Genomic DNA, 20,028 nt, shown 5'->3' on the forward strand with positions numbered 1-20,028 from the left:
AGACGCTGGAAGGGCGTGGAGCACGGGATTTCTCCTCGTGCTCCACGCCCCGGTACGAGGGTGGTGCGTGGGGTCGCGGCGGCGGCGATCGTGCCGGTGCGCACGGTCCCCTTCAGGTCCGGGACCGAACTCACCGGCACCGCCACCGCACCGGCGTCGCGCAACCGCCGCGACCCCGTGCCCTTTCCGGCGAGTTCCGCAGGTCGGGGCACTCCGCCCGCCCGCGCCGCGTGCCACCCCTCATCGGGCACGCGGCGCGCGCGGGGGTTCTGGGAGACGGAGGCTCAGTCCTCGCGCAGGGCGCGGACGGCCTCCTCCACGCGCCGGCCGTACTCGGCGTCGGCCGCGCGGAAGTGGGCGAGGTTCTTCTCGATCACGTCGTCCCGGGAGACCTGGGACAGGCTCCCGGCGATGTTGGCGACCAGGCGGCCCTTCTCCTCCTCGGACATCAGCCGGTAGAGCTCGCCCGCCTGGAAGAAGTCGTCGTCCTTGGTGTGGGCGGGCGCCGCATGGGTGCCGGTCCAGCCGTGCACCGCCAGCGGAGTGGAGAGTGCCTCACCGGTCTGGACCGGGCCCGCGTACGAGTTGGGCTCGTAGTTCTTGTCGTGGCGCCCGCCGTTGCGGGTGGCGTGCAGACCGTCGCGGCCGTAGGTGTCGACGACCGGGGTGCGCGGAGCGTTCACCGGCAGCTGGGTGTGGTTGACGCCCAGCCGGTAGCGGTGCGCGTCCGCGTACGCGAACAGCCGGCCCTGGAGCATCTTGTCCGGCGACGGACCGATGCCCGGCACGAAGTTGTTCGGGGAGAACGCCGCCTGCTCGACCTCGGCGAAGACGTTGTCCGGGTTGCGGTCCAGGACCAGGCGGCCCACGCGCCGGAGCGGATGGTCGCTGTGCGGCCAGACCTTGGTCAGGTCGAACGGGTTGAAGCGGTAGTCGGCGGCCTCGGCGGCCGACATGATCTGCACATACAGCGTCCAGGACGGGTTGACCCCGCGTTCGATGGCCTGGAGCAGGTCCGTCTGGTGCGATCCGGGGTCCTTGCCGGCGAGTTCGGCGGCCTGCTCGCTGGACAAGCAGCGGATCCCCTGGTTCGTCTTGAAGTGGTACTTGACGAAGAACGCCTCGCCCTCGGCGTTCGTCCACTGGTAGGTGTGCGAGCCGTATCCGTTCATGTGGCGGTACGAGGCGGGGATGCCGCGATCGCCGAAGAGCCAGGTGACCTGGTGCGTGGCCTCGGGGGAGTGCGCCCAGAAGTCCCAGACGTTGTCCGGCTCCTGGCGGCCCGTGAACGGGTCGCGCTTCTGCGAGTGGATGAAGTCGGGGAACTTGATGGGGTCCTTGACGAAGAACACCGGGGTGTTGTTACCGACCAGATCGTAATTCCCCTCGTCCGTATAGAACTTGAGGGCGAAACCGCGCGGGTCGCGCACCGCGTCCGCTCCGCCCAGGGAGTCGGCCACGGTCGAGAAGCGGAGGAACGTCTCGGTGCGCCTGCCGATCTCGGAGAGGAAGTCGGCCCGGGTGAACGCCGTGACGTCGTCGGTCACTTCGAAGGAGCCGTACGCGCCGGAGCCGCGGGCGTGGACCACCCGCTCCGGAATGCGCTCCCGGTTGAAGCGGGCCAGCTTCTCCAGCAGGTGCTGGTCCTGGAGGAGGAGCGGGCCTCCGGCGCCGGCGGCGGCGGAGTTCTGGTTGTCGGCGACCGGGGCGCCTGACTCGGTCGTGAGCACACGCTGCGTCATGGTGTCGGGGCGACCTTCCGTGCGGGATCTGCTGAGGGGCTGAACTGCGACGGTGTGAGGCTCCAGGAGCGTAGGTACGCCCCGAACCGGCCGTCAACAGTTTGTTGAAATCGGATGTCTGGTGTTCCGGACGGCGCCGACGCCTGGGCGCGACAGGACAGGTGTCGGTGCCGACGCCGTCCGGAAGTCTGTGACGGCCCGGCCCGTCGGGGCCGAAGCCGGCGGACCGGCCGATCAGGCCCGGACGGGCTGTCCCGAGAGCCGCTCGACCGAGCGCAGCAGCGCCGAGTGGTCCAGCCCGCCGTCGCCCTGGGCGCGCAGCGAGGCGATGAGCTGGGCGACCACGGCGCCGGCCGGCAGTGCGGCGCCGACGGTGCGGGCGGCGTCGGTCACGATGCCCATGTCCTTGTGGTGCAGGTCGATCCGGAAGCCCGGGGCGAAGTCCCGCTTGAGGAAGTTGTCCTTCTTACGGGCCAGGACCGTCGAGCCGGCCAGCCCGCCGCCCAGGACGTCGAGCGCCGCGGCAAGGTCGACGCCGGACTTCTCCAGGAAGACCACCGCCTCGGCGCACGCCTGGATGTTCACCGCGACGATCAGCTGGTTGGCGGCCTTCACCGTCTGGCCGGAGCCGTGCGGTCCGCACAGCACGATGGTCTTTCCGAGCGCCTGGAAGACCGGCCGCGCCGACTCGAAGTCGGACCGCTCGCCGCCCACCATGATCGACAGCACGGCCTCCACCGCCCCGGCCTCGCCGCCGGACACCGGGGCGTCCAGCACCCGGATGCCCTTCTCCCGGGCGTTCCTCGCGAGGTCCACGGAGGTCTGCGGCGTGATCGACGACATGTCGATCAGCAGGGTCCCGGGCCTCGCGTTCTCCAGGATGCCGCCGGGGCCGTACGCGACAGCCTCGACCTGCGGGGAGGCGGGCAGCATCGTGATGACGACATCGGCCTCCCGGACCGCCTCGGCGACCGAGCCCGCGCCCGTGCCGCCGGCCGCGACCAGCCGGTCGGTCTTCTCCTGCTCCAGGGTGTGGCCGGTGACGTCGTACCCGGCCCTGATCAGGTTCTCGGACATGGGGGAGCCCATGATGCCGAGCCCGATCCACGCGACCTCGGGGAGTTCAACGCTCATGAGGGTGCCTTCCGATCAGCGTGTGTACGAGGAGGGTGCGCCGTCCCGGCGAGCGGGGCTGGCCGGGGTAGGCAGCCAGGCGAACGCCTCGGAGCTCGGCCGGTCGCCCGGCTTGTACTCCAGGCCGACCCAGCCGTCGTAACCGGCCTTCGCCAGCTCGTCGAGGAGTCGTTCCAGCGGGAGCGAGCCGGTGCCGGGCACGCCGCGCCCCGGGTTGTCGGCGATCTGGACGTGACCGGTCTTCGCCGCGTACGCCGCGATGACCGCGCTCAGGTCCTCGCCGTTCATCGACAGGTGGTAGAGGTCCATCAGGAACTTCGCGTTGCCGAGCCCGGTCGCCGCGTTGACCTTGTCGACGACCTCGATCGCGGCCGGCGCGCCGACCAGCGGATAGTGCGGCGACTCGGGCGCGTTGAGGGCCTCGATCAGCAGCACCGCCCCGATCCGGTGGGCCGCGCGGGCGGCGAGGGCCAGGTTCTCCAAGGCCAGTGCGTCCTGCTCGGCCGGGCCCGCGCCCTCGGCGCGGTTGCCGTACAGCGCGTTGAGCGCCGTGCAGCCGACCGAGACGGCGAAGTCGGCCGCCACCTCGATGTTGGCGCGGAAGCGCTCCGACTCCGGGCCGGGCACCGAGAGTGCCCCGCGGTCGGGTCCGGGCAGCCGGCCCGCGTAGAAGTTCAGCCCCACCAGCCGGGTGCCCGCGTCGTCGAGCGCCTTCTTGAGGGCGTCGAGCTCGGCTTGGGGCGGAGTGGGGGTCTCGATCCAGGGCCACCACAGCTCGACCGCCGTGAAACCGGCCGCGGCGGCGGCCGCGGGGCGTTCCAGGAGCGGAAGTTCGGTGAAGAGGATCGAGAGGTTCACATCGAAGCGCTGGTCCGGGTAGCCCATGAGGGTTCCCGCTCCTTCCGTATAGTGGAAGTAACTTTCTGCTGTACGGAAGACTGCCCGTGGTGCCGAGAGGTGTCAAGGGGGTGCCCGGGATTGGGTCCGGGCCCTCGGCGCGGACCGCGGCGGGCGGTGGTCCGCATCGCGCCGGTTGCCGACGGACGCGAAGCGGGTCAGGGTGGCCGGTGCGTCCGCCGCAGCCGACCCCCGCACGAGGTGTTTCGCATGAACCGCGCCCCTCGCCGACGCACCGTCCTCGGAGCCCTGCTCGCCGGTGCCGCCCTGACCGCGGCCCCCGTCCGGCCCGGCCCGCCCCGGCCCGCGGCGCCGGGGCGCGACGCACCGCCCGTGCGCGACCGGGCGTCCGCGCCCGCGGTGCTCCCGCACGCCGACCGGCTGCTGCTGGGCACATACACCTCGGCCGAGGGCGGCGGCACGGGAATCGGCACGGCGGCCTACGACGCCACCTCCGGGGCGGTCTCCGCCGGACCCGTGATCACGGGCGTCGACGACCCCTCGTACCTGGCCCTGCACCCCTCCGGGCGCACCGTCTACGCGGTCGACGAACGGCGGAACGGCGCGGTGACGGCCATCGCCCTCTCTCCGGACGGCCGTCACCGGGTGCTCGGTGCCCGCGCCACCGGTGGGGCGGGGCCCGCCCACCTCTCCGTCCACCCCTCCGGGCGCTGGCTGCTCACCGCGAACTACGGCTCCGGCAGTGTCGTGGTGCATCCCATCGGCGCCGACGGCTCGCTGGGGGAGCGCACGCATCTGGTGGCCCACACCGCCCCGCCGCCCGGCCCCGGCCAGGACGGGCCGCACACCCACCAGATCGTCACCACGCCCGACGGCGGCCACGTCCTCGCAGTGGACCTCGGCAACGACACCGTGTACACGTACCGGCTCGACGAGAAGCACGGCAGACTCGCCCAGGTCTCCCGTGCCGCCCTGCGCCCCGGGGCCGGACCGCGCCACCTCGCGTTCCACCCCGGGGGCCGGTTCGCCTACCTGGCCTGCGAACTCGACAACACCACCGTCCTCTGCGGCTACGATCCCGCCACGGGCGTCCTCTCGCCGGGCACGCCGCTGTCCACCGGCACCGGCGGCGCCAACTACCCCGCGCAGTTCCTGGTCGCCGCCGACGGCCGGTTCGCCTACCTCGCCAACCGGGGGCACAACAGCCTGACGCGCTATGCCGTCGAGGACGGCGGAGCCGCGCTGAGACAGCTCGACACCGTGCCGGCCGGGGGTGACTTCCCCCGGCAGATCGCCTTCTCACCGGACGGCGGGCTGCTGTTCGCTGCCAACCAGCGGTCGGGCACGGTGACGGTCTTCCGGGTCGGTGCCCGCGACGGCGCTCTGACCCGCACCGGGGCCCCCTTCCCGTTCCCGGCCGCCGTCTGCGTGCTGTCCTACCGGGCGAACGACGTGTCGAGGCCCTGAGCGGCGGCCTTCACGGACCCGGCCGGGCCGGCTCACGCCCCGGGTGGCGGCCGTCACCCGGGTGTCCGGGACGCTCCCGGGCCCTTCGATTAGGGTCGGGCCCCGTACCGCCGGTCCGCCCGGACGCGGCGAACGCATGTGGGAGGCACAGTGCGCCTGAGAGTGGAGTTCACCACCGAGCCCTTCGACCTCGACGAGGCGCCCGCCCACGCGGTCGTGGCCCGTGAGGTCATCCGGACGGCCGAACTGGACGCCGTGGACGTCGGCCCCTTCGGCAACACGGCGGAGGGCGGCGCCGACCAGGTGCTCGGCGCGGTGGACACCCTGCTGCGCAGCGTGCTGGCCTCGGGCGCCACCAGGGTGTCGCTCCAGGTCAACGTCATCGGAGGGGACGCGAAGTGACCGACTCCGCGGACCACCCCCTCGTCGCGGCGGTCGAACCGCTCGTCGAGGCCATGGGCGCCGAACTGCTCGGGCCGGACGAAGCCCGGGACGATGACGTGGTGCTGTCCTGGGAGGGGCAGGAGGTCGTCGCGGTCCGGCTGCCCCAACTGTCGGAGTCGCTCGACCACATCCTGGCCGCCATGGAGCGCCGGTACGGCATGCCGCTCGCGGAGCTGGACCGCCGGGCCAAGCAGTCGGTGGTGCGCAGTCTCGAGGCGCGCGGCGCGTTCTCCGTGCGGCACGGTGTGGAGACGGTCGCAAGCGCGCTGGGCGTCAGCCGCTTTACCGTCTACAACTACCTCAACAGGGAAAACGCCGCCAGGGAGCGGTAGTTGGAGGCACTGGCGGATGAGGGCCGCCGGTGGTGCGCGAGGCCGCCGTCCGGATCGCCGGGCGGCGGCCTCGCTCGTTCGCGCAATTTCAACAAAGTGTTGACGTTGTGTTGCGGAGGGCGTTAGCTATGCGCAGCCCGACCGAAGCGAAGCGACGAGTCGCACCGCGAGTACAGCCACGGAGGCTCCCGTGACTTCGAGCTCCACACCGGGCCTGTCCCGGTTCAACACCCTGCCGCACGACGAGGCGACCATCGTGTTGCACGAGGTGTGCGCCAGTACGGCATGGGGGAGGGCGATCCTCTCCCGGCGTCCCTACACCACCGCCGAAGCACTCCTCTCCGCCAGTGACGCCGCCACGGCCGAGCTGACGGCGGAGGAACTGGCCGAGGCGATGGCCGGTCACCCGCCGATCGGCCGCCCGAAGCCTGGCGACCCGGTCTCCACCCGCGAACAACGGGGCATGGCCGGGGCCTCCGAGGAACTCCGGGCCGAGATGCTCGAACTGAATCTGGCCTACCAGGAACGGTTCGGACACGTCTTCCTGATCTGCGCCACCGGAGCCACCGGTGAGCAGTTGCGCGACGCGGTGGAGTCCCGGATCGGGAACTCGCCGGAGGAGGAACGCGGACACGTGCGTACCGAACTCGGCAAGATCAACCGCATCCGGCTCACCCGTCTCGTCACGGACGGTATGTGACTACCCGTCATGGAAAGGGAGTGAAGGTCTTGAGCACCTCCGCCACCGCATCGGTGTCCACCCACATCCTGGACACCAGCATCGGCCGCCCCGCCGCGGCCGTCGCCGTCCGGCTCGCCGCCCGCGGCGGGAGGGACGCCCCGTGGACCGCGCTCGGCGCCGGTGCCACCGATGCGGACGGGCGCTGCAAGGACCTGCCGGCACTGCCGGAGGGCACCACCCATGTACGGCTCGACTTCGACACCGAGGCGTACTTCGCCAGCAAGAGGCCGGCCGCGGCACAGCAGGACGCCCCCCGCGCAAGGGACAGCGGCGTGTTCTTCCCCGAGGTGGCGATCACCTTCGCCGTCGCTCCGGGCGAGCACTATCACGTACCGCTGCTGCTCAACCCGTTCGGCTACTCCGTTTACCGAGGGAGCTAGCACCGACATGACCGCCGATTCCCCCCGCCCCCGCGCTGTGACGCTCGGGCAGAACCAGTACGGCAAGGCGGAGAACCGCGTCGTCAGGATCACCCGGGACGGCGACACCCATCACATCAGGGACCTGAACGTCTCCGTCGCCCTCTCCGGCGACATGGAAGACGTCCACTACTCCGGTTCCAACGCCCACGTTCTGCCGACCGACACCACCAAGAACACGGTGTTCGCCTTCGCCAAGAAGCACGGCATCGATTCCGCCGAGCAGTTCGGCATCCACCTCGCCCGCCACTTCGTCACGTCGCAGGAGCCGATCAAGGTCGCGCGGATCCGGATCGAGGAGTACGCCTGGGAGCGCATCGCCACCTCGGACGCCAACTCGCGGTTCATCGGGGCCGACGAGGTCAAGCACTCCTTCGTCCGCGGGGGCCGGGAGACGCGCACCGCCCAGATCACCTACGACGGCGAGCAGTGGCAGATCATCTCCGGGCTCAAGGACCTCGTGGTGATGAACTCCACCCACTCCGAGTTCTGGGGCTACGTCAAGGACGAGTACACGACGCTCAAGGAGGCGCACGACCGGATCCTCGCCACCGAGGTGTCGGCCCGGTGGCGGTTCAACTGGACGGACGACGAGACCCGGATGCCCCACTGGGAGAAGTCCTACGAGCAGACCCGCAAGCACATGCTCCAGGCGTTCGCCGAGACGTACTCCCTCTCCCTCCAGCAGACCCTGTTCCAAATGGGCTCGCGCGTCATCAACCACCGCGGCGAGATCGACGAGATCCGCTTCTCGTTGCCCAACAAGCACCACTTCCTCGTCGATCTGGAGCCGTTCGGTCTCAAGAACGACAACGAGGTCTACTTCGCGGCGGACCGCCCGTACGGCCTGATCGAGGCCACCGTGCTGCGGGACGGCGCCGAGGCCCGGATCCCCATCGATATGACCAACCTCTGACGACGGGCTTCCCCGCCCGTCCCCGACGCCGGTCTCCGGCGGCGAGCCCCGACGCCGGTCCCCGACGTCGAGCGCCGACGCCGCCTTCGGCATCCGTCCCCGAGCGAACCCGAGCCGATCTTTGATGCGGCGCCGCGCCGGTCCCCGTCCGCACACACCCGGGCGGGGAGCCGGGCGGGCCGGAGGAAACCCCCCATGGCACGGCCAGCACCCGGGCCGACGGACACACCAGGTTCATGTCCCGCCCCGCCGGACAGAGAGGGAAAGCGCCATGGCATCATCGGCGGCCCCCGAGCACGTGGCACGCATCGTCATCGAGAACTGCGCGATCGCCACCGTCGATCCCGACGACACCGAGTACGCCTCCGGGCATGTCGTCGTCGCCGGCAACCGCATCGAGTCCGTTGGCGCCGGCCGGGCGCCCACGGACCTGGAGAACGTCGCGCGCCGTGTCGACGGCACCGGGCACCTGGCCACCCCCGGCCTGGTCAACACCCACCACCACTTCTACCAGTGGATCACCCGCGGCCTCGCCACCGACCACAAGCTCTTCGACTGGCTGGTGGCCCTGTACCCGACCTGGGCGCGCATCGACGAACCGATGGTCCGCGCCGCCGCGCAGGGCTCGCTCGCCATGATGGCGCGGGGCGGCGTGACCACCGCCATGGACCACCACTACGTCCACCCGCGGGGTGCCGGCGACCTGTCCGGCGCCATCATCGGGGCCGCCCGCGACATGGGCGTGCGGTTCACCCTCGCCCGGGGCTCCATGGACCGGGGAGAGTCGGACGGGGGACTGCCGCCGGACTTCGCCGTGGAGACCCTCGACGGCGCGCTCGCCGCCACCGAGGCGACCGTCGACGCGCACCACGACCCCTCGTTCGACGCAATGACCCGGATCGCCGTCGCACCCTGCTCCCCGTTCTCCGTCTCCACGGAACTTCTCCGGGAGGCGGCCGAGCTGGCTCGCCGCAAGGGAGTGCGCCTGCACACCCACGGTTCGGAGACGGCGGAGGAGGAGACCTTCTGCCAGCAGCTCTTCGGCATGGGGCCGACCGACTACTTCGCGTCGACCGGCTGGCTCGGCGACGACGTGTGGATGGCGCACTGCGTGCACATGAACGACTCCGACATCGCCGCCTTCGCCCGCACCGGCACCGGGGTCGCGCACTGCCCCTCGTCCAACGCCCGTCTCGCCGCGGGTATCGCCCGCGTTCCCGACATGCTCGCGGCCGGTGTTCCGGTCGGCCTCGGTGTCGACGGCACCGCCTCCAACGAGTCCGGAGAACTCCACACCGAACTACGCAACGCCCTCCTCGTCAACCGCCTCGGCCCCCAACGCGAGAGGGCGCTGAACGCCCGTCAGGCCCTGCGCCTGGGAACGCACGGCGGAGCCCGGGCACTGGGCCGCGCCGACCAGATCGGCTCCCTGGAACCCGGAAAGCTCGCCGATCTCGTGCTCTGGAAGATGGACACCCTCGCCCACGCCTCCATCGCCGACCCGGTCACCGCACTCGTCCTCGGCGCCGCCGCCCCGGTCACCCTCTCCCTCGTCGACGGCAGACCGGTCGTCGAGGACGGCCGTCTGGTCACCGCGGACGAGGACGCGATCGCCCGTGCCACACGCGACGAGGCACGCCGCCTCGCGCGGATCGCCGCCGGGGCCTGACGCCCCGGAACACCCCGTACCGGCCGGTCGAGGGGGGACGGCCCTCGGCCGGCCGCCGCGCACCCGATCCGGGTCCGCGGCAGTCGGTGCGCGGCGCGTACCCACCTTCGTACGCCCCCCCGCACCGGCCCACGGCGCTGCCCGCACCAGCCGCTGCACAACCTGTCCCCCCACCTGCCCTCACCTGTACCGCCGCACCACTCGCCTCACCTCCCTGACACCCACGTCACAGCAGACGTGCAACCGACCGGAGGAACCGCCGTGGCAGCCAAGCCCAGGTTTCGCAACGACGCAGACGCAGCACCCGACGCCGAACCCGCCCGCGCGGCGGACCCGGAAGGCCGGAAGCACCCGGTCGATCGGACGCTCCCCCCGCTGAAACTGTTCACCAGCGGCCTCCAGCACGTGGCCGCGATGTACGCGGGCGTGGTGGCCCCGCCGCTGATCGTGGGCCCCGCCGTGGGGCTCACCCCCAAGGAGACCGCCTTCCTGATGGGCGCGAGCCTCTTCACCGCGGGGCTGGCCACCCTGCTCCAGACCCTCGGCATCTGGCGCATCGGCGCCCGGCTGCCGTTCGTCAACGGCGTCTCCTTCGCCGGGGTCACCCCGATGGTGGCGATCGGCAAGGACCGCGGGCACGACGGCATCGCGGTCATCTTCGGCGCGATCATCGTCGCCGGACTCCTCGGCTTCCTGCTCGCCCCGTACTTCTGCAAGCTGATCCGCTTCTTCCCACCCGTCGTCACCGGAACGGTGATCACCCTGATCGGTGTCTCACTGCTGCCGGTCGCCTTCAACTGGTCGCAGGGCGGCAACGCCAAGGCGTCCGACTACGGCTCGGCGGCCAACATCACCATGGCCGTGCTGACCATGGCCATCGTCCTCGCCCTGCGCAAGCTGCTGCGCGGCTTCCTCCAGCAGATCGCCATCCTGCTCGGCCTGGTCATCGGCACCCTGATCGCGATACCGGTCGGCATCACCGACTTCGGAGCGGTCGGGGACGCCGGACTGATCGGCTTCCCCACCCCGTTCCACTTCGGCGCGCCGCAGTTCGAGATCGCCGCGATCGTCTCCATGTGCGTGGTGATGCTGGTCAGCATGACCGAGTCCACCGCCGACATGCTGGCCCTCGGCCGGATCGTCGGCCGCCCGGCCGACGAGCGGACCATCGAAGGCGGGCTGCGCGCCGACACCCTGGGCAGTGCCCTCAGCCCGTTCTTCAACGGCTTCATGTGCAGCGCCTTCGCCCAGAACATCGGACTCGTCGCGATGACCAAGGTCCGCAGCCGCTTCGTGGTCGCCGCGGGCGGTGGCATCCTGATCGTGCTCGGGCTGGTACCCGCCGCCGCGTCCGTCATCGCCCTCGTCCCGCTGCCGGTCCTCGGCGGCGCCGGGATCGTGCTCTTCGGCTCGGTCGCCGCGAGCGGCATCCAGACCCTGGCGACCGCCGCGCTGGAGAAGGGCGAGAACGCGCTGATCGTGGCCGCAGCCCTGGGGGTCGGCATGATCCCGATCGCGGCGCCGGACTTCTACCACGCCCTCCCGAAGGACCTGCTGGTCGTGCTCGACTCGGGGATCTCGACCGGATGCGTCGTCGCGATCCTGCTGAACATCGCCTTCAACCACCTCGGTGTCAGGACGGAAGGCAAGGGAGCGGACCGCGGGACGCCGGACCGGAGCGGGCGGGAGGCCCCGGGGAGCGGTTCGACCGCGACGGCCCCGGCGACCGCGCACTGACCGGTCGGCCGCGGACGGACGATGCCCCGCACCGCGCGGTGAGCACGGTGCGGGGCGGGGCCGGGGCGGCGGGGGACGCCCCGGCCACAGCGGTGGGTCCCCGCTGATCGCGGGGATCGATGGCCGGGGACCCGTGCGGCCGTAGGCGTCAGCAGTCGAGGTAGGCCGCGTGGATCCAGACGCCGGTGCCCCCGCCTCACAGGTCGCCCATGAACCCGCCGTTCGCGGACATCGGCCGCTGGCCGGTCACGGTAACGCGTGACGGGCCGTCACGCGCGGCCGTACCGGCCGTTCACGGGGCGGTCTCCGCGCGCCCCGCGCACGGGCCGCTCCACCCGGGGCCCGGCCCCGGCGCTCACCGCACCACGCGCCCCCGCAGCACGATCCGGCTCGGGTGCCGCAGGACGGCGGGGTCCAGCGTCGGGTCGGCCGCGTACGCGACGACATCGGCGGGCGCCCCGTCCACGAGGCCCGGCAGCCCCAGCCAGGCCCGCGCCGTCCAGGACGCCGCACCGAGCGCCGCCGTGGTCGGCAATCCGGCCCGTACCAGCCAGGACACCTCGCTCGCGACCGTCCCGCACGGGAAGGAGTCGGTGCCCGCCAGAACCGTCACGCCCGCCTCGTGGGCGGCGCGCACATGGCCGAGCATGCCGTCCCAGCCGGCCAGCCACAGATCGCGGCGCAGGCCCGGCCGCCGCGCCCGCATCTCGTCCGCCCGCGCGCCGAACGCGCTCAGCGTCGGGACGAACGCCGTGCCCTGCGCGGCCATCCGGTCCAGCAGCGCCGGGTCCAGATGCATCCCGTGCTCCAGGCTGTCGGCGCCCGCCAGCACGGCGTTGCGCGAGCCCTCCGCGGTCTGGCAGTGCACGGCGGCCTTCCCGCCCACCGCGTGCACCGCCTCCACCACCGAGGTCAACAGCGGCAGTGGCACGGCCGGTTCGTCCAGCGCCCAGTCGCCGATCACCTTGCACCAGCCGGACGAGGCCGTCGCCTCCTCCACGGCGGCCCGCACCAGCTCGTCCTCGGTCACATCGCGCCCGAGGCCCGGGAAGAACCGGCCGGGCGTGGCCAGCCAGCGTCCCGCCGAGATCACCCGCGGAAGCCCGGGATCCGTCTCCACCCACGCAGGCATCCGCGCCGCGGTGCCGGGAGTGCGCACGGCCAGCACCCCGGCGTTCCGATGCTCGGCCAACTGCCCGCGCAGCAGCCCCTCGTCGAACGGGGCATCCGGCTCCAGCGCACCCGGATGCGTGTGCACATCGACGAGCCCGGGGAGCAGCCAGCCACCGTCGACGACCAACTCCGCGTCCCGGCCCGCGAGTCCGCCCGGAGGCGCGCCCTCGCGCAGCACCCCGCCGTCGATCCGGAACACGCGCTGCTCGCATTCCGGCAGCACGACTCCGCGTATGCACAGCATCAGCCGACCGTACGTCACCCTCCCTGCCGTGCCAATGGATCACCGGGACGGACGCACGCACACACCGGCACATTGCGGAACGTTCCGATCCGCGCTCTTGTCTGCGGGCCCCGCATCGTGCGATATAGGTCTGGACCATTGCTGCCGGACGGAAGGCACGACCGTGCGACGCCCCCACACCACCACCGCAGCGGCGTGCGCCGCCGCCCTGTTCCTCGCCGCGCTCACCGCCTGCGGCTCCACCCCGGAGGCGGACACCAGCGCGCCCACGGTGCCGGGCCATGTGACGGCCCAGGCCGGCAGTGCCACCTCCGTGCACGTCATGTGGGAGCGGGCGTCCGACGACAAGGCGGTCACCGGCTACGAGGTCTACCGCAAGACCGGGACGAGCGGGCCCGAGAAGGTCAAGTCCCTCCCCGGGACGAAGACCATGACCGACATCGACGGGCTGACCGCCTCGACCTCCTACACCTTCACCGTGCGCGCCCGCGACGCCGCCGGGAACCTCTCTGCACCGAGCACCGCCGTGACTGCCACCACCCCCGCCGCGACCCCCGAGGACCACACACCCCCGACCCGCCCGACGAAGCTGCGCGGCACCGTCGACGGCGGCCGGGCGGTCAACCTGTCCTGGAGCCGCTCCACGGACGACGTCGGCGTCACCGCGTACGACGTCTACCAGGAGGACTCTCGGATCCACAGCGTGCCGGGCACCGAAACCACGGCCCATGTGTCCGGGCTGCGCCCCGGCACCGTCTACACCTTCACCGTGCGGGCCCGCGACGCCGCCGACAACTCCTCGCCGGACAGCGAAGCCGTCGACCTCACCACCGCGTCCGCACCCGGCGCGCCCGCCTCCACCGCCCCCACCGACCTGCGGGTCACCAACCGGGCGCAGGGCAAGGAATACGCCATCGATCTGGACTGGGAGCAGCCGAGGACCGGGGGCGAGATCCCCGCGTACCAGCTCTACATGGACGGCAGGCTGACCACCACGATCGTATGGGGGGCGACCCCGCCCGCAGGCCGGGCGCACTACCGGCTGACCGTCACGGAACCGAGCGGCACCCGCTACTCCCTCAAGGTCCGCGCCAAGCTGCCGGACGGGAAGTGGGGGGACTTCTCCGCCCAGCGCACCGTCGTCCTGGGCGAGTGAACCGGGCGCGTGCGAGGCGCCGCGGCGGTCCGGCACCCCCGGGTGCGACCGGGAGGCGCCGTGACGCCCCCGGAACCCCCGGCGGGGTGACGGTGCCTCAGCCGGTGACGTGCACCGTCTCCACCCACTGCGGTGGCTGCGGGGCGTCCGCGCCGATGAGCGCCGCGATCAGCCGGCACGAGGGGGCTTCGTCCGGCCAGGGGGTGAAGCCGTCGGTGAGGACGACGACGATGTTCGGACGGTCCCGCGCCGCGAGCGCGGCGGCGATCCCCACCCGCATGTCCGTACCGCCGCCCCCGCCCAGCGCGACCTGCTCGGCGGACGTCACCCGCGACACGGCGTGCACGTCCGCGTCGCAGGCCAGGACCGTGACCCGGTTGCCCCGGACGCCCACCTCCCGCAGCACACCGGTGACCTCGCCCAGCGCCGCGCCGAGTTCGTCGTCGCCCATCGACCCGGAGGTGTCGATGACGACGGCGACCCGGGGCAGCGGCCGGCGCAGACTGGGCAGGACGACGCCGCGCAGCGCGGCGCTGCGCCGGGACGGGCGCCGGTACGTGTAGTCCATCGCCCCGGACGCCCAGGCCGCCGCCTCGCGGACGGCGCCCGCCAGCGCCTGGCGCCAGTCGACACCTGGCTCCAGGATCCCGTCCGCCCAGCGCTCCCAGCCCGCCGGGAGCGTGCCCCGGCTGCGCCGGTGGGCGCGCATGGCCTCCGCGGTGTGCCGTCGCAGCGCCTGCGCCTCCACCGGGCCGAGACACGTGGGTCCCTCGTGCGCGGGCAGCTCCCAGGGCGCGGACCGTCCGTGCGCGCCCGAACCGCAGTCGTGGGCGGGCAGCCCCGGCGGAATCGACGGCAGGTACTCCTCGAAGAGCCGCCCGGTCGGCAGGCCGAAGAGCCGGGGCTCCATCCGGCCCGCCGGCAGCGGCAGCCCGTCCGTGATCAGGTCGTCGTTGATCTCGCAGTCCTGCGCCACGTTCAGACGGTGGTGGTCGCGCTGCTCGGCGGCGGGCAGCCGTTCCGCACGGCCGTGGTGGTCCCGCAGCAGATGGGCCACCTCGTGCAGCCACACCCCGGCCAGCTCCGCCACCGGCGTCGCCGCCACGAAGGCGGGCGACACATAGCAGCGCCAGTGCCGGTCCACGCCCATCGTGGGGACCCCCGCGCTCGGCACCACCGACAGGGCGTACAGCGCCGACGCCAGATACGGCCGGTCGGTCGCCGCCCGGTAGCGGGCGGCGAGCAGCTTGGTCATGTCCAACGGGGTCCGCTCCGGAGCGGATTCCGGCTTCGGCACCGCCGTACCCGCCTCAGCCGCTCTGCGGCAGCGCGCCGGACAGCTGCAGCAGTTCCACGAACGCGTCGATGCCCTCCGGCACCGGCCAGTCGGTGTCCCGCATCGACGCCAGGTCGACCGCGGCCCGGGCCGCCACATCGGGCACGCCCGCGTCCACGGCCTTCGCCAGCACCGCCCAGCCCGCCTCCCAGCGCTGCCGGGTGAGATCACCCTGGACGGCCGCCACGATCGCGATGAGGAACGCCAGTTGGCGGTCGCCGCGCTCAGGCAGGGCGAAGGCGGCGGGGTTCGCCAGCACCCGGTCCGGGTCTGGCAGATCGAGGTTCTCCAGGTACGACAGCAGCTCGATGCCCGCGCCGTCCCCCACCGCCCCGGCCAGGGCCGCGGCCAACGCCTCCCGCCCGACGCCCGTCGCGTATCCGGTGGCCAGCAGCCGCAACGCCATGTCCCAGGTACGGGGTGACGGCCAGGCCCGGCCCCGGCTCTCCGCATCGGCCGGGATGTGGTGGACGAGGCCGGGGCGTGCGGTGAGGAAGCCGGAGACCGCGCCGCGGGCCCGCGCGGCCGAACCGGGCACCCGGGCCGGGTCGACGACCGGGACCGAGACCTCGGGCCACGTACCGGCCATGCCGCGCGCCACGGTGCGCGGATCGTGCGTCCAGTGCAGGTGGACGAAGCGGTTGGCGAGCGGCGGGCTGAGGTGCCAGCCGTCCGCCGCGCTCGACGGCGGGTTCGCCGCGGCCACGATGCGTACGGACTCGGGCAGCGTCAGGCTGCCCACCCGCCGTTCGAGCACGACGCGCAACAGCGCCGCCTGCACGGCCGGGGGAGCGGAGGACAGCTCGTCGAAGAACAGCAGCCCCCGGCCCGCGCGGGCCAGCCGGACCGCCCAGTCAGGCGGGGCCATCGGCACTCCGGTCACGGCCGGGTCGTCGCCGACGACCGGCAGCCCGGCGAAGTCGGACGGCTCGTGCACGCTGGCGATGACCGTCTCCAGCCCGAGACTGAGCCCGGCGGCGAGCTGCTCCATGCCCGCCGACTTGCCGATCCCCGGCTCGCCCCACAGCAGCACTGGCTGATTGGCCATCACCGCCAGTGCAAGCGCTTCGAGTTGGGGATTGGTCGCGGCTTCCGTGCGGGACATGCGCAGTCGGCGGTTGAGCGCGTCGGCGGCGTCCAGCGGCCCCGGCGCGGTGGCCGGAGCCGACGACGGCGCCGCGGGCGGCTGTGCCGGTACGGAGGCGGAAGGTGGTACGGGCGACTGCCCCGCCGTGTCAGGGGCGACGGTGCTCACTCGTCCTCGTCCTCACTCCCGTGCTCCTCCCGCTCGTCCTGCCACTCGTCCCACCACTCGGCCCCGGTGCCCGGGTGCTCCCTCTCCACCCGTTCCCGGAGGAACTGCAGGTCGGTGCGGCGGTACATGCGGACCAACTGGCCCAGCGAGAGCTCCATCTGGTCGACGACGTCAATCCGCGCCCCGGCCTCGATCAGCGCCCGCACCAGTTCCGCCGAACCGCGGTCGGCGACCGCCACACACAGCGGGGTGCGCTCCCGGTGGTCCAGGGCCTCCAGATCGAGCCCGGCGGCCAGCAGCCGGGGGAGCAGTGCCTCGTGGTCCAGGAAGTGCAGCACATGGAGCAGGCTGCGCCGCGCGGCGTCCCGCACCCGGGGGTCCACGCCCGCGTCCAGCAGCTCCAGCACCCCCGCCGTGTCGCCGTGCTGGGCGCGCAGGAAGAGCTCGCGCCGCTGGGCGCGCAGCGCCTTGGGGAGCCGGCCGGTGCCGCTGGTGCAGGAGTGCTCCACGGCGAAGCAGCCGGTGACCGCCCCTCCGAAGGCCCGCAACGCGTTCTCGCGCTGCTGCTCCTGTGCGGTGTGCGGGGTGGAGAGCTTCCCGTCGCGGAAGACGACCTCGTGCCAGGCGCCGCGGCACCGCACGCGTACCGGTGCGGGAGGCGTCGGCCCCGGCGGACCGGCCGCCTCCGCACCGGGGAACAGGGCCTCGGTGACCAGCGGATGCAGCTGAGCGGGGGCCAGCGCTCCGGTCCGCAGCAGGTCGAGATCCGGCAGCCTCCGCCAGTGCGCCGGAGGGAGGAAGGGGACGTCCGCCGCCGCGTCCCGGCCCACCAGCCTGATCCGCAGCGGCCCCTCACCGTCGGCGCCCGTGAACTCCAGCAGGGTCCGGGCGTACCAGTCCCCGTCGATCTGGAGCCGGTCCGTGGGGTGCAGATCGGCGAACCGCCGGGCCTCCGCGGCCAGGCGGGGTACGTCGAGGGCCAGCCGGCCGAGGACCGCCTCCGGTTCCGCGTGGTGCCACGACGGCGTGGCCGGCTCGGTCGGGTCCAGCTCGATCCCGGCCGCCGCCAGGGAGTCGGCCACCCGTCCCCGCTGGTGCAGCAGCGTCACCCACTCGGCGCGGGCCACCGGATCCCCGGCTCCCGGGTCCGCACCGGGCAGCCGGTCGGCCTCGACCGGTGTGCCATCGGCACGGAGGAACGGCAGCCGGTCCGCGGCGCCGACCCGTGCGCGTAGTTCGCCGGTGCGTCGCGCGTCCCACAGGTACCGGCAAGCACGCCAGTCCATGACGCCCGAGCGGAGGGTGCGCGAGGCGCCGCCGCGCCGCAACGCCCCGAACCGCAGCGAGACCCGCTGCGGACCCTCGACCATCGGGGGAGTGCGCAGATACAGGTACGGGACGTCCGCATCGGGCGCAGCCTTCGCGGCGGCGTAGTCGGCCAGGACCACGGTCAGGTCGGCGGCGAGCGTCGAGCGCCCGCCCAGTACGCGCGGCAGATGCCAGCGCACCAGGTCCGGCACCAGATGGCGCAGATCCTCCCCGAGCGCCCCGGCCGTGTCCGGGCCGTACGCGGCGGCCACCTCCGCCAGGTCGAAGGCCACGTCGAACAGCCCCGCCGCGCAGGCCCCTCGCCAGTCAGCCGCTGCTCGCCGCTCGGCGGACGCCTCGATCATCCAGCGCGGCACCGCGTACCGGCGGACCTGTCGCAGGCTCGCCGTCTCCTCCGGATCGAAGAGCCTCGTCGTCGCCTCGGCCGGGCTCACCGGTAGACGCTCCTGACCGCGAGCAGGTCCGCGTGGGCGCCGCGGTCCGGGCGCAGCCGCGCCGCGAAGGACCGCTTCACCCGGCGGGGAAGACCGGGGCCCAACCCCACGTACTCCAGGTGCGACCGGGAGTCGACGGCGGCCAGCAGGGTCTTCGCGCCCCGGCCGGTGAGCCCGGTATGACGCAGTTCCAGGCGCCGCAGCGGACTGCCGGGCAATGCTCCGGCCAGCGCGTCGGCCCCGGCGTCACCGGTGATGTTGGGGGGTGCTCCGAGGGTCCGTTCGGACAGCGGGCGCCCCAGGTCGAGTGCCTCGATCCCGTCGAGCGCGTCGGCCAGGGCCCGTGCCCCGTCGGGCCCGATCCCGTTGCCGCCGAGGCCGAACCGGACCGGCCGGGCGGGATCGGCGGCGGCCGCGAGCACGGCGGTGCCGGCGTCGCCGAGGTGATTGGACGGCAGGTACAGCTCGCGCACCCCCGCATCCCGGACCAGGGCGGCGAGCAGCGGTGCGGCGTCGGCGCCGAGCCCGTTGCCGCCGAGGAACAACCGCTCGACCGGCCGGGACCGTTCGGTGAGTACGGCCAGCAGAGCGCCGAGGCCGTCCGTGGTGAGCCCCGTGTTCACCAGGTCGAGGCTGCGCAGCGCGGTGTTGTGGCGCAGCATCGCGGCGAGGGCCCGGACACCGGCGTCGCCGACGGGGTTGCGCTTCAGCCACAGCGCCCGGACGGTGTCGTCCCCGGCGAGCGCGTCGGCGAGCGCCGTGGCCCCGTCGCCCCCGATGCGATTGCAGCCGAGGTAGACCGTGTGCAGGCCGTGTCCGGCGGAGGCGGAGGCGAGGGCGTCGGCGACGGCCTGTGCCCCCTCGTCGCCCAGCGAGTTGGTGCCGAGCAGGACGTGCGCGGCGTGCGGGGAGCGGTCGGCGGCGGGCATCACCCGGAGCGCACCCGCCACACCGAGCCCCTGCTTGCAGAGATCGACCCGCCCGTCGGCCCGCAGCGAACCGAGCGCGAAGGTCTCGTCGGCCTCCACCGGGCGCGCCGAGTCCAGCCGCTCCAGCAGCGGGTCCAGGAGGGCCGGGTCGGCGAGCGGAATGTCCGGGTGCTCGATCGCGGGACAACGCACGGACATCGGCTGCATCATCACTACTCCCAGGTCCCCGTCGGCACCCGGCCGGGAGGGGGCGACCGGGGTCTCCGCCCACTCGGGACGAACCGACGCCATCGACTCCGCTCCACGAAAAGGTGGCAAGACCGGTCGGATTCGAACCGACGTCCTCCAGCTCGATGCTAGGGCGCGACGACCTCTGCGCTACAGCCTTGCCAGGCGTGATCATAGCCACTGCCGAGCCGAATTCGTACATCTGTGCCGTACTTGCGCGTCCCGGTCGCGGTGGCCGTCGCCGCCCGGTCGAGACGATCGCCACTCGCCCTCAAATGGTCTGTACCTATTGACGACTTGGTCCAGACCTTTTAGTTTCCCCCGTGCTCCATGGCACCAGGCAATCCCGCACTCCCCTTCAGGACCGCCTCACCGGTCCCTGCCTCAAGGGAATCTCAATGATCGTGTCAAGCCGCCTGTGTGACCGGTGGGGCGGAGGTGAACAGCCTTCCGTCACGGAGCATCGCCCAGAGCACGTCGACGC

General features: G+C 72.8%; 17 protein-coding genes and 1 tRNA gene. 9 read left to right on the plus strand and 9 right to left on the minus strand.

Going from position 1 to position 20,028, the window contains the following annotated elements:
* Positions 1-284: 284 nt before the first annotated feature.
* The 3 genes from ACIHCL_RS34830 to ACIHCL_RS34840 all read right to left on the minus strand — a co-directional run bounded on the left by ACIHCL_RS34830 (position 285) and on the right by ACIHCL_RS34840 (position 3,761).
* On the minus strand, positions 285-1,742 hold the full coding sequence (locus tag ACIHCL_RS34830; RefSeq protein ID WP_399868363.1) for a catalase: 1,458 nt from the start codon (positions 1,740-1,742) through the stop codon (positions 285-287).
* Between the two features lie 234 nt (positions 1,743-1,976).
* Entirely contained in the window at positions 1,977-2,876 is a 900-nt protein-coding gene (locus ACIHCL_RS34835; protein ID WP_399868364.1) for a 2-hydroxy-3-oxopropionate reductase, read from the minus strand.
* Positions 2,877-2,891: 15 nt separating this feature from the next.
* A complete protein-coding gene (locus tag ACIHCL_RS34840; RefSeq protein ID WP_399868366.1) occupies positions 2,892-3,761 on the minus strand; it encodes a TIM barrel protein in 870 nt (289 codons plus the stop codon).
* 222 nt (positions 3,762-3,983) lie between these two features.
* Between ACIHCL_RS34840 and ACIHCL_RS34845 the strand changes: the two genes are divergently transcribed.
* The 8 genes from ACIHCL_RS34845 (at position 3,984) to ACIHCL_RS34880 (ending at position 11,460) form a co-directional block, all read left to right on the plus strand.
* Positions 3,984-5,201 carry a lactonase family protein gene (locus ACIHCL_RS34845; protein ID WP_399868367.1) on the plus strand — a complete coding sequence of 406 codons (1,218 nt, stop codon included), beginning with the start codon at positions 3,984-3,986 and terminating at the stop codon, positions 5,199-5,201.
* Between the two features lie 150 nt (positions 5,202-5,351).
* Entirely contained in the window at positions 5,352-5,603 is a 252-nt protein-coding gene (locus tag ACIHCL_RS34850; protein WP_399868368.1) for a hypothetical protein, read from the plus strand.
* A complete protein-coding gene (locus ACIHCL_RS34855) occupies positions 5,600-5,977 on the plus strand; it encodes a helix-turn-helix domain-containing protein (protein WP_399868369.1) in 378 nt (125 codons plus the stop codon). The genes ACIHCL_RS34850 and ACIHCL_RS34855 overlap by 4 nt, the downstream gene beginning before the upstream one ends.
* A 190-nt stretch (positions 5,978-6,167) precedes the next feature.
* Complete coding sequence (uraD, locus tag ACIHCL_RS34860; RefSeq protein WP_399868371.1) at positions 6,168-6,677, plus strand: 2-oxo-4-hydroxy-4-carboxy-5-ureidoimidazoline decarboxylase; 510 nt, start codon at positions 6,168-6,170, stop codon at positions 6,675-6,677.
* 29 nt (positions 6,678-6,706) lie between these two features.
* Positions 6,707-7,099 (plus strand): hydroxyisourate hydrolase, encoded by a 393-nt coding sequence (gene uraH, locus ACIHCL_RS34865; protein WP_399868373.1) that lies wholly within the window; start codon positions 6,707-6,709, stop codon positions 7,097-7,099.
* Between the two features lie 7 nt (positions 7,100-7,106).
* The gene (pucL, locus tag ACIHCL_RS34870; protein WP_399868374.1) at positions 7,107-8,054 is read left to right on the plus strand and encodes a factor-independent urate hydroxylase; all 948 of its coding nucleotides are present in this window, start codon (positions 7,107-7,109) and stop codon (positions 8,052-8,054) included.
* 271 nt (positions 8,055-8,325) lie between these two features.
* Positions 8,326-9,723, plus strand: a complete 1,398-nt coding sequence (locus ACIHCL_RS34875; RefSeq protein WP_399868376.1) for an 8-oxoguanine deaminase — start codon at positions 8,326-8,328, stop codon at positions 9,721-9,723.
* Positions 9,724-9,984: 261 nt separating this feature from the next.
* The gene (locus ACIHCL_RS34880; RefSeq protein WP_399868378.1) at positions 9,985-11,460 is read left to right on the plus strand and encodes a nucleobase:cation symporter-2 family protein; all 1,476 of its coding nucleotides are present in this window, start codon (positions 9,985-9,987) and stop codon (positions 11,458-11,460) included.
* Positions 11,461-11,815: 355 nt separating this feature from the next.
* Here the strand turns inward: ACIHCL_RS34880 and ACIHCL_RS34885 are convergent, their stop codons facing one another.
* Positions 11,816-12,877 (minus strand): amidohydrolase family protein, encoded by a 1,062-nt coding sequence (locus ACIHCL_RS34885; protein ID WP_399868380.1) that lies wholly within the window; start codon positions 12,875-12,877, stop codon positions 11,816-11,818.
* 163 nt (positions 12,878-13,040) lie between these two features.
* On the opposite strand from ACIHCL_RS34885, the gene ACIHCL_RS34890 reads away from it, so the two are divergent.
* On the plus strand, positions 13,041-14,033 hold the full coding sequence (locus ACIHCL_RS34890) for a fibronectin type III domain-containing protein (RefSeq protein WP_399868382.1): 993 nt from the start codon (positions 13,041-13,043) through the stop codon (positions 14,031-14,033).
* Between the two features lie 97 nt (positions 14,034-14,130).
* On the opposite strand, the gene ACIHCL_RS34895 is transcribed toward ACIHCL_RS34890, so the two are convergent.
* The 5 genes from ACIHCL_RS34895 to ACIHCL_RS34915 all read right to left on the minus strand — a co-directional run bounded on the left by ACIHCL_RS34895 (position 14,131) and on the right by ACIHCL_RS34915 (position 19,704).
* Positions 14,131-15,288 (minus strand): VWA-like domain-containing protein, encoded by a 1,158-nt coding sequence (locus ACIHCL_RS34895; RefSeq protein ID WP_399868384.1) that lies wholly within the window; start codon positions 15,286-15,288, stop codon positions 14,131-14,133.
* A gap of 55 nt (positions 15,289-15,343) precedes the next feature.
* Positions 15,344-16,510, minus strand: coding sequence for a sigma 54-interacting transcriptional regulator (locus ACIHCL_RS34900; RefSeq protein WP_399868390.1), 1,167 nt, complete (start codon positions 16,508-16,510; stop codon positions 15,344-15,346).
* 110 nt (positions 16,511-16,620) lie between these two features.
* On the minus strand, positions 16,621-18,387 hold the full coding sequence (locus ACIHCL_RS34905) for an ankyrin repeat domain-containing protein (RefSeq protein ID WP_399868386.1): 1,767 nt from the start codon (positions 18,385-18,387) through the stop codon (positions 16,621-16,623).
* Entirely contained in the window at positions 18,384-19,526 is a 1,143-nt protein-coding gene (locus ACIHCL_RS34910) for a gala protein (RefSeq protein WP_399868391.1), read from the minus strand. Before ACIHCL_RS34910 ends, ACIHCL_RS34905 begins: the two co-directional genes overlap by 4 nt.
* Positions 19,527-19,628: 102 nt before the next feature.
* Positions 19,629-19,704, minus strand: a tRNA-Arg gene (locus ACIHCL_RS34915).
* Between the last annotated feature and the right edge of the window lie 324 nt (positions 19,705-20,028).

The organism is Streptomyces sp. NPDC052042, assembly GCF_044548345.1.
GTDB lineage: Bacteria > Actinomycetota > Actinomycetes > Streptomycetales > Streptomycetaceae > Streptomyces.

What these genes read in the sequence shown, in the direction of transcription:
- ACIHCL_RS34835 (WP_399868364.1), bottom strand. Translation starts at nt 2,876, where the DNA reads ATGAGCGTTGAACTCCCCGAGGTCGCGTGGATCGGGCTCGGCATCATG.
- pucL (WP_399868374.1), top strand. Translation starts at nt 7,107, where the DNA reads ATGACCGCCGATTCCCCCCGCCCCCGCGCTGTGACGCTCGGGCAGAAC.
- ACIHCL_RS34895 (WP_399868384.1), bottom strand. Translation starts at nt 15,288, where the DNA reads ATGACCAAGCTGCTCGCCGCCCGCTACCGGGCGGCGACCGACCGGCCG.
- ACIHCL_RS34885 (WP_399868380.1), bottom strand. Translation starts at nt 12,877, where the DNA reads ATGCTGTGCATACGCGGAGTCGTGCTGCCGGAATGCGAGCAGCGCGTG.
- ACIHCL_RS34845 (WP_399868367.1), top strand. Translation starts at nt 3,984, where the DNA reads ATGAACCGCGCCCCTCGCCGACGCACCGTCCTCGGAGCCCTGCTCGCC.
- ACIHCL_RS34830 (WP_399868363.1), bottom strand. Translation starts at nt 1,742, where the DNA reads ATGACGCAGCGTGTGCTCACGACCGAGTCAGGCGCCCCGGTCGCCGAC.
- ACIHCL_RS34875 (WP_399868376.1), top strand. Translation starts at nt 8,326, where the DNA reads ATGGCATCATCGGCGGCCCCCGAGCACGTGGCACGCATCGTCATCGAG.
- ACIHCL_RS34840 (WP_399868366.1), bottom strand. Translation starts at nt 3,761, where the DNA reads ATGGGCTACCCGGACCAGCGCTTCGATGTGAACCTCTCGATCCTCTTC.
- ACIHCL_RS34910 (WP_399868391.1), bottom strand. Translation starts at nt 19,526, where the DNA reads ATGATGCAGCCGATGTCCGTGCGTTGTCCCGCGATCGAGCACCCGGAC.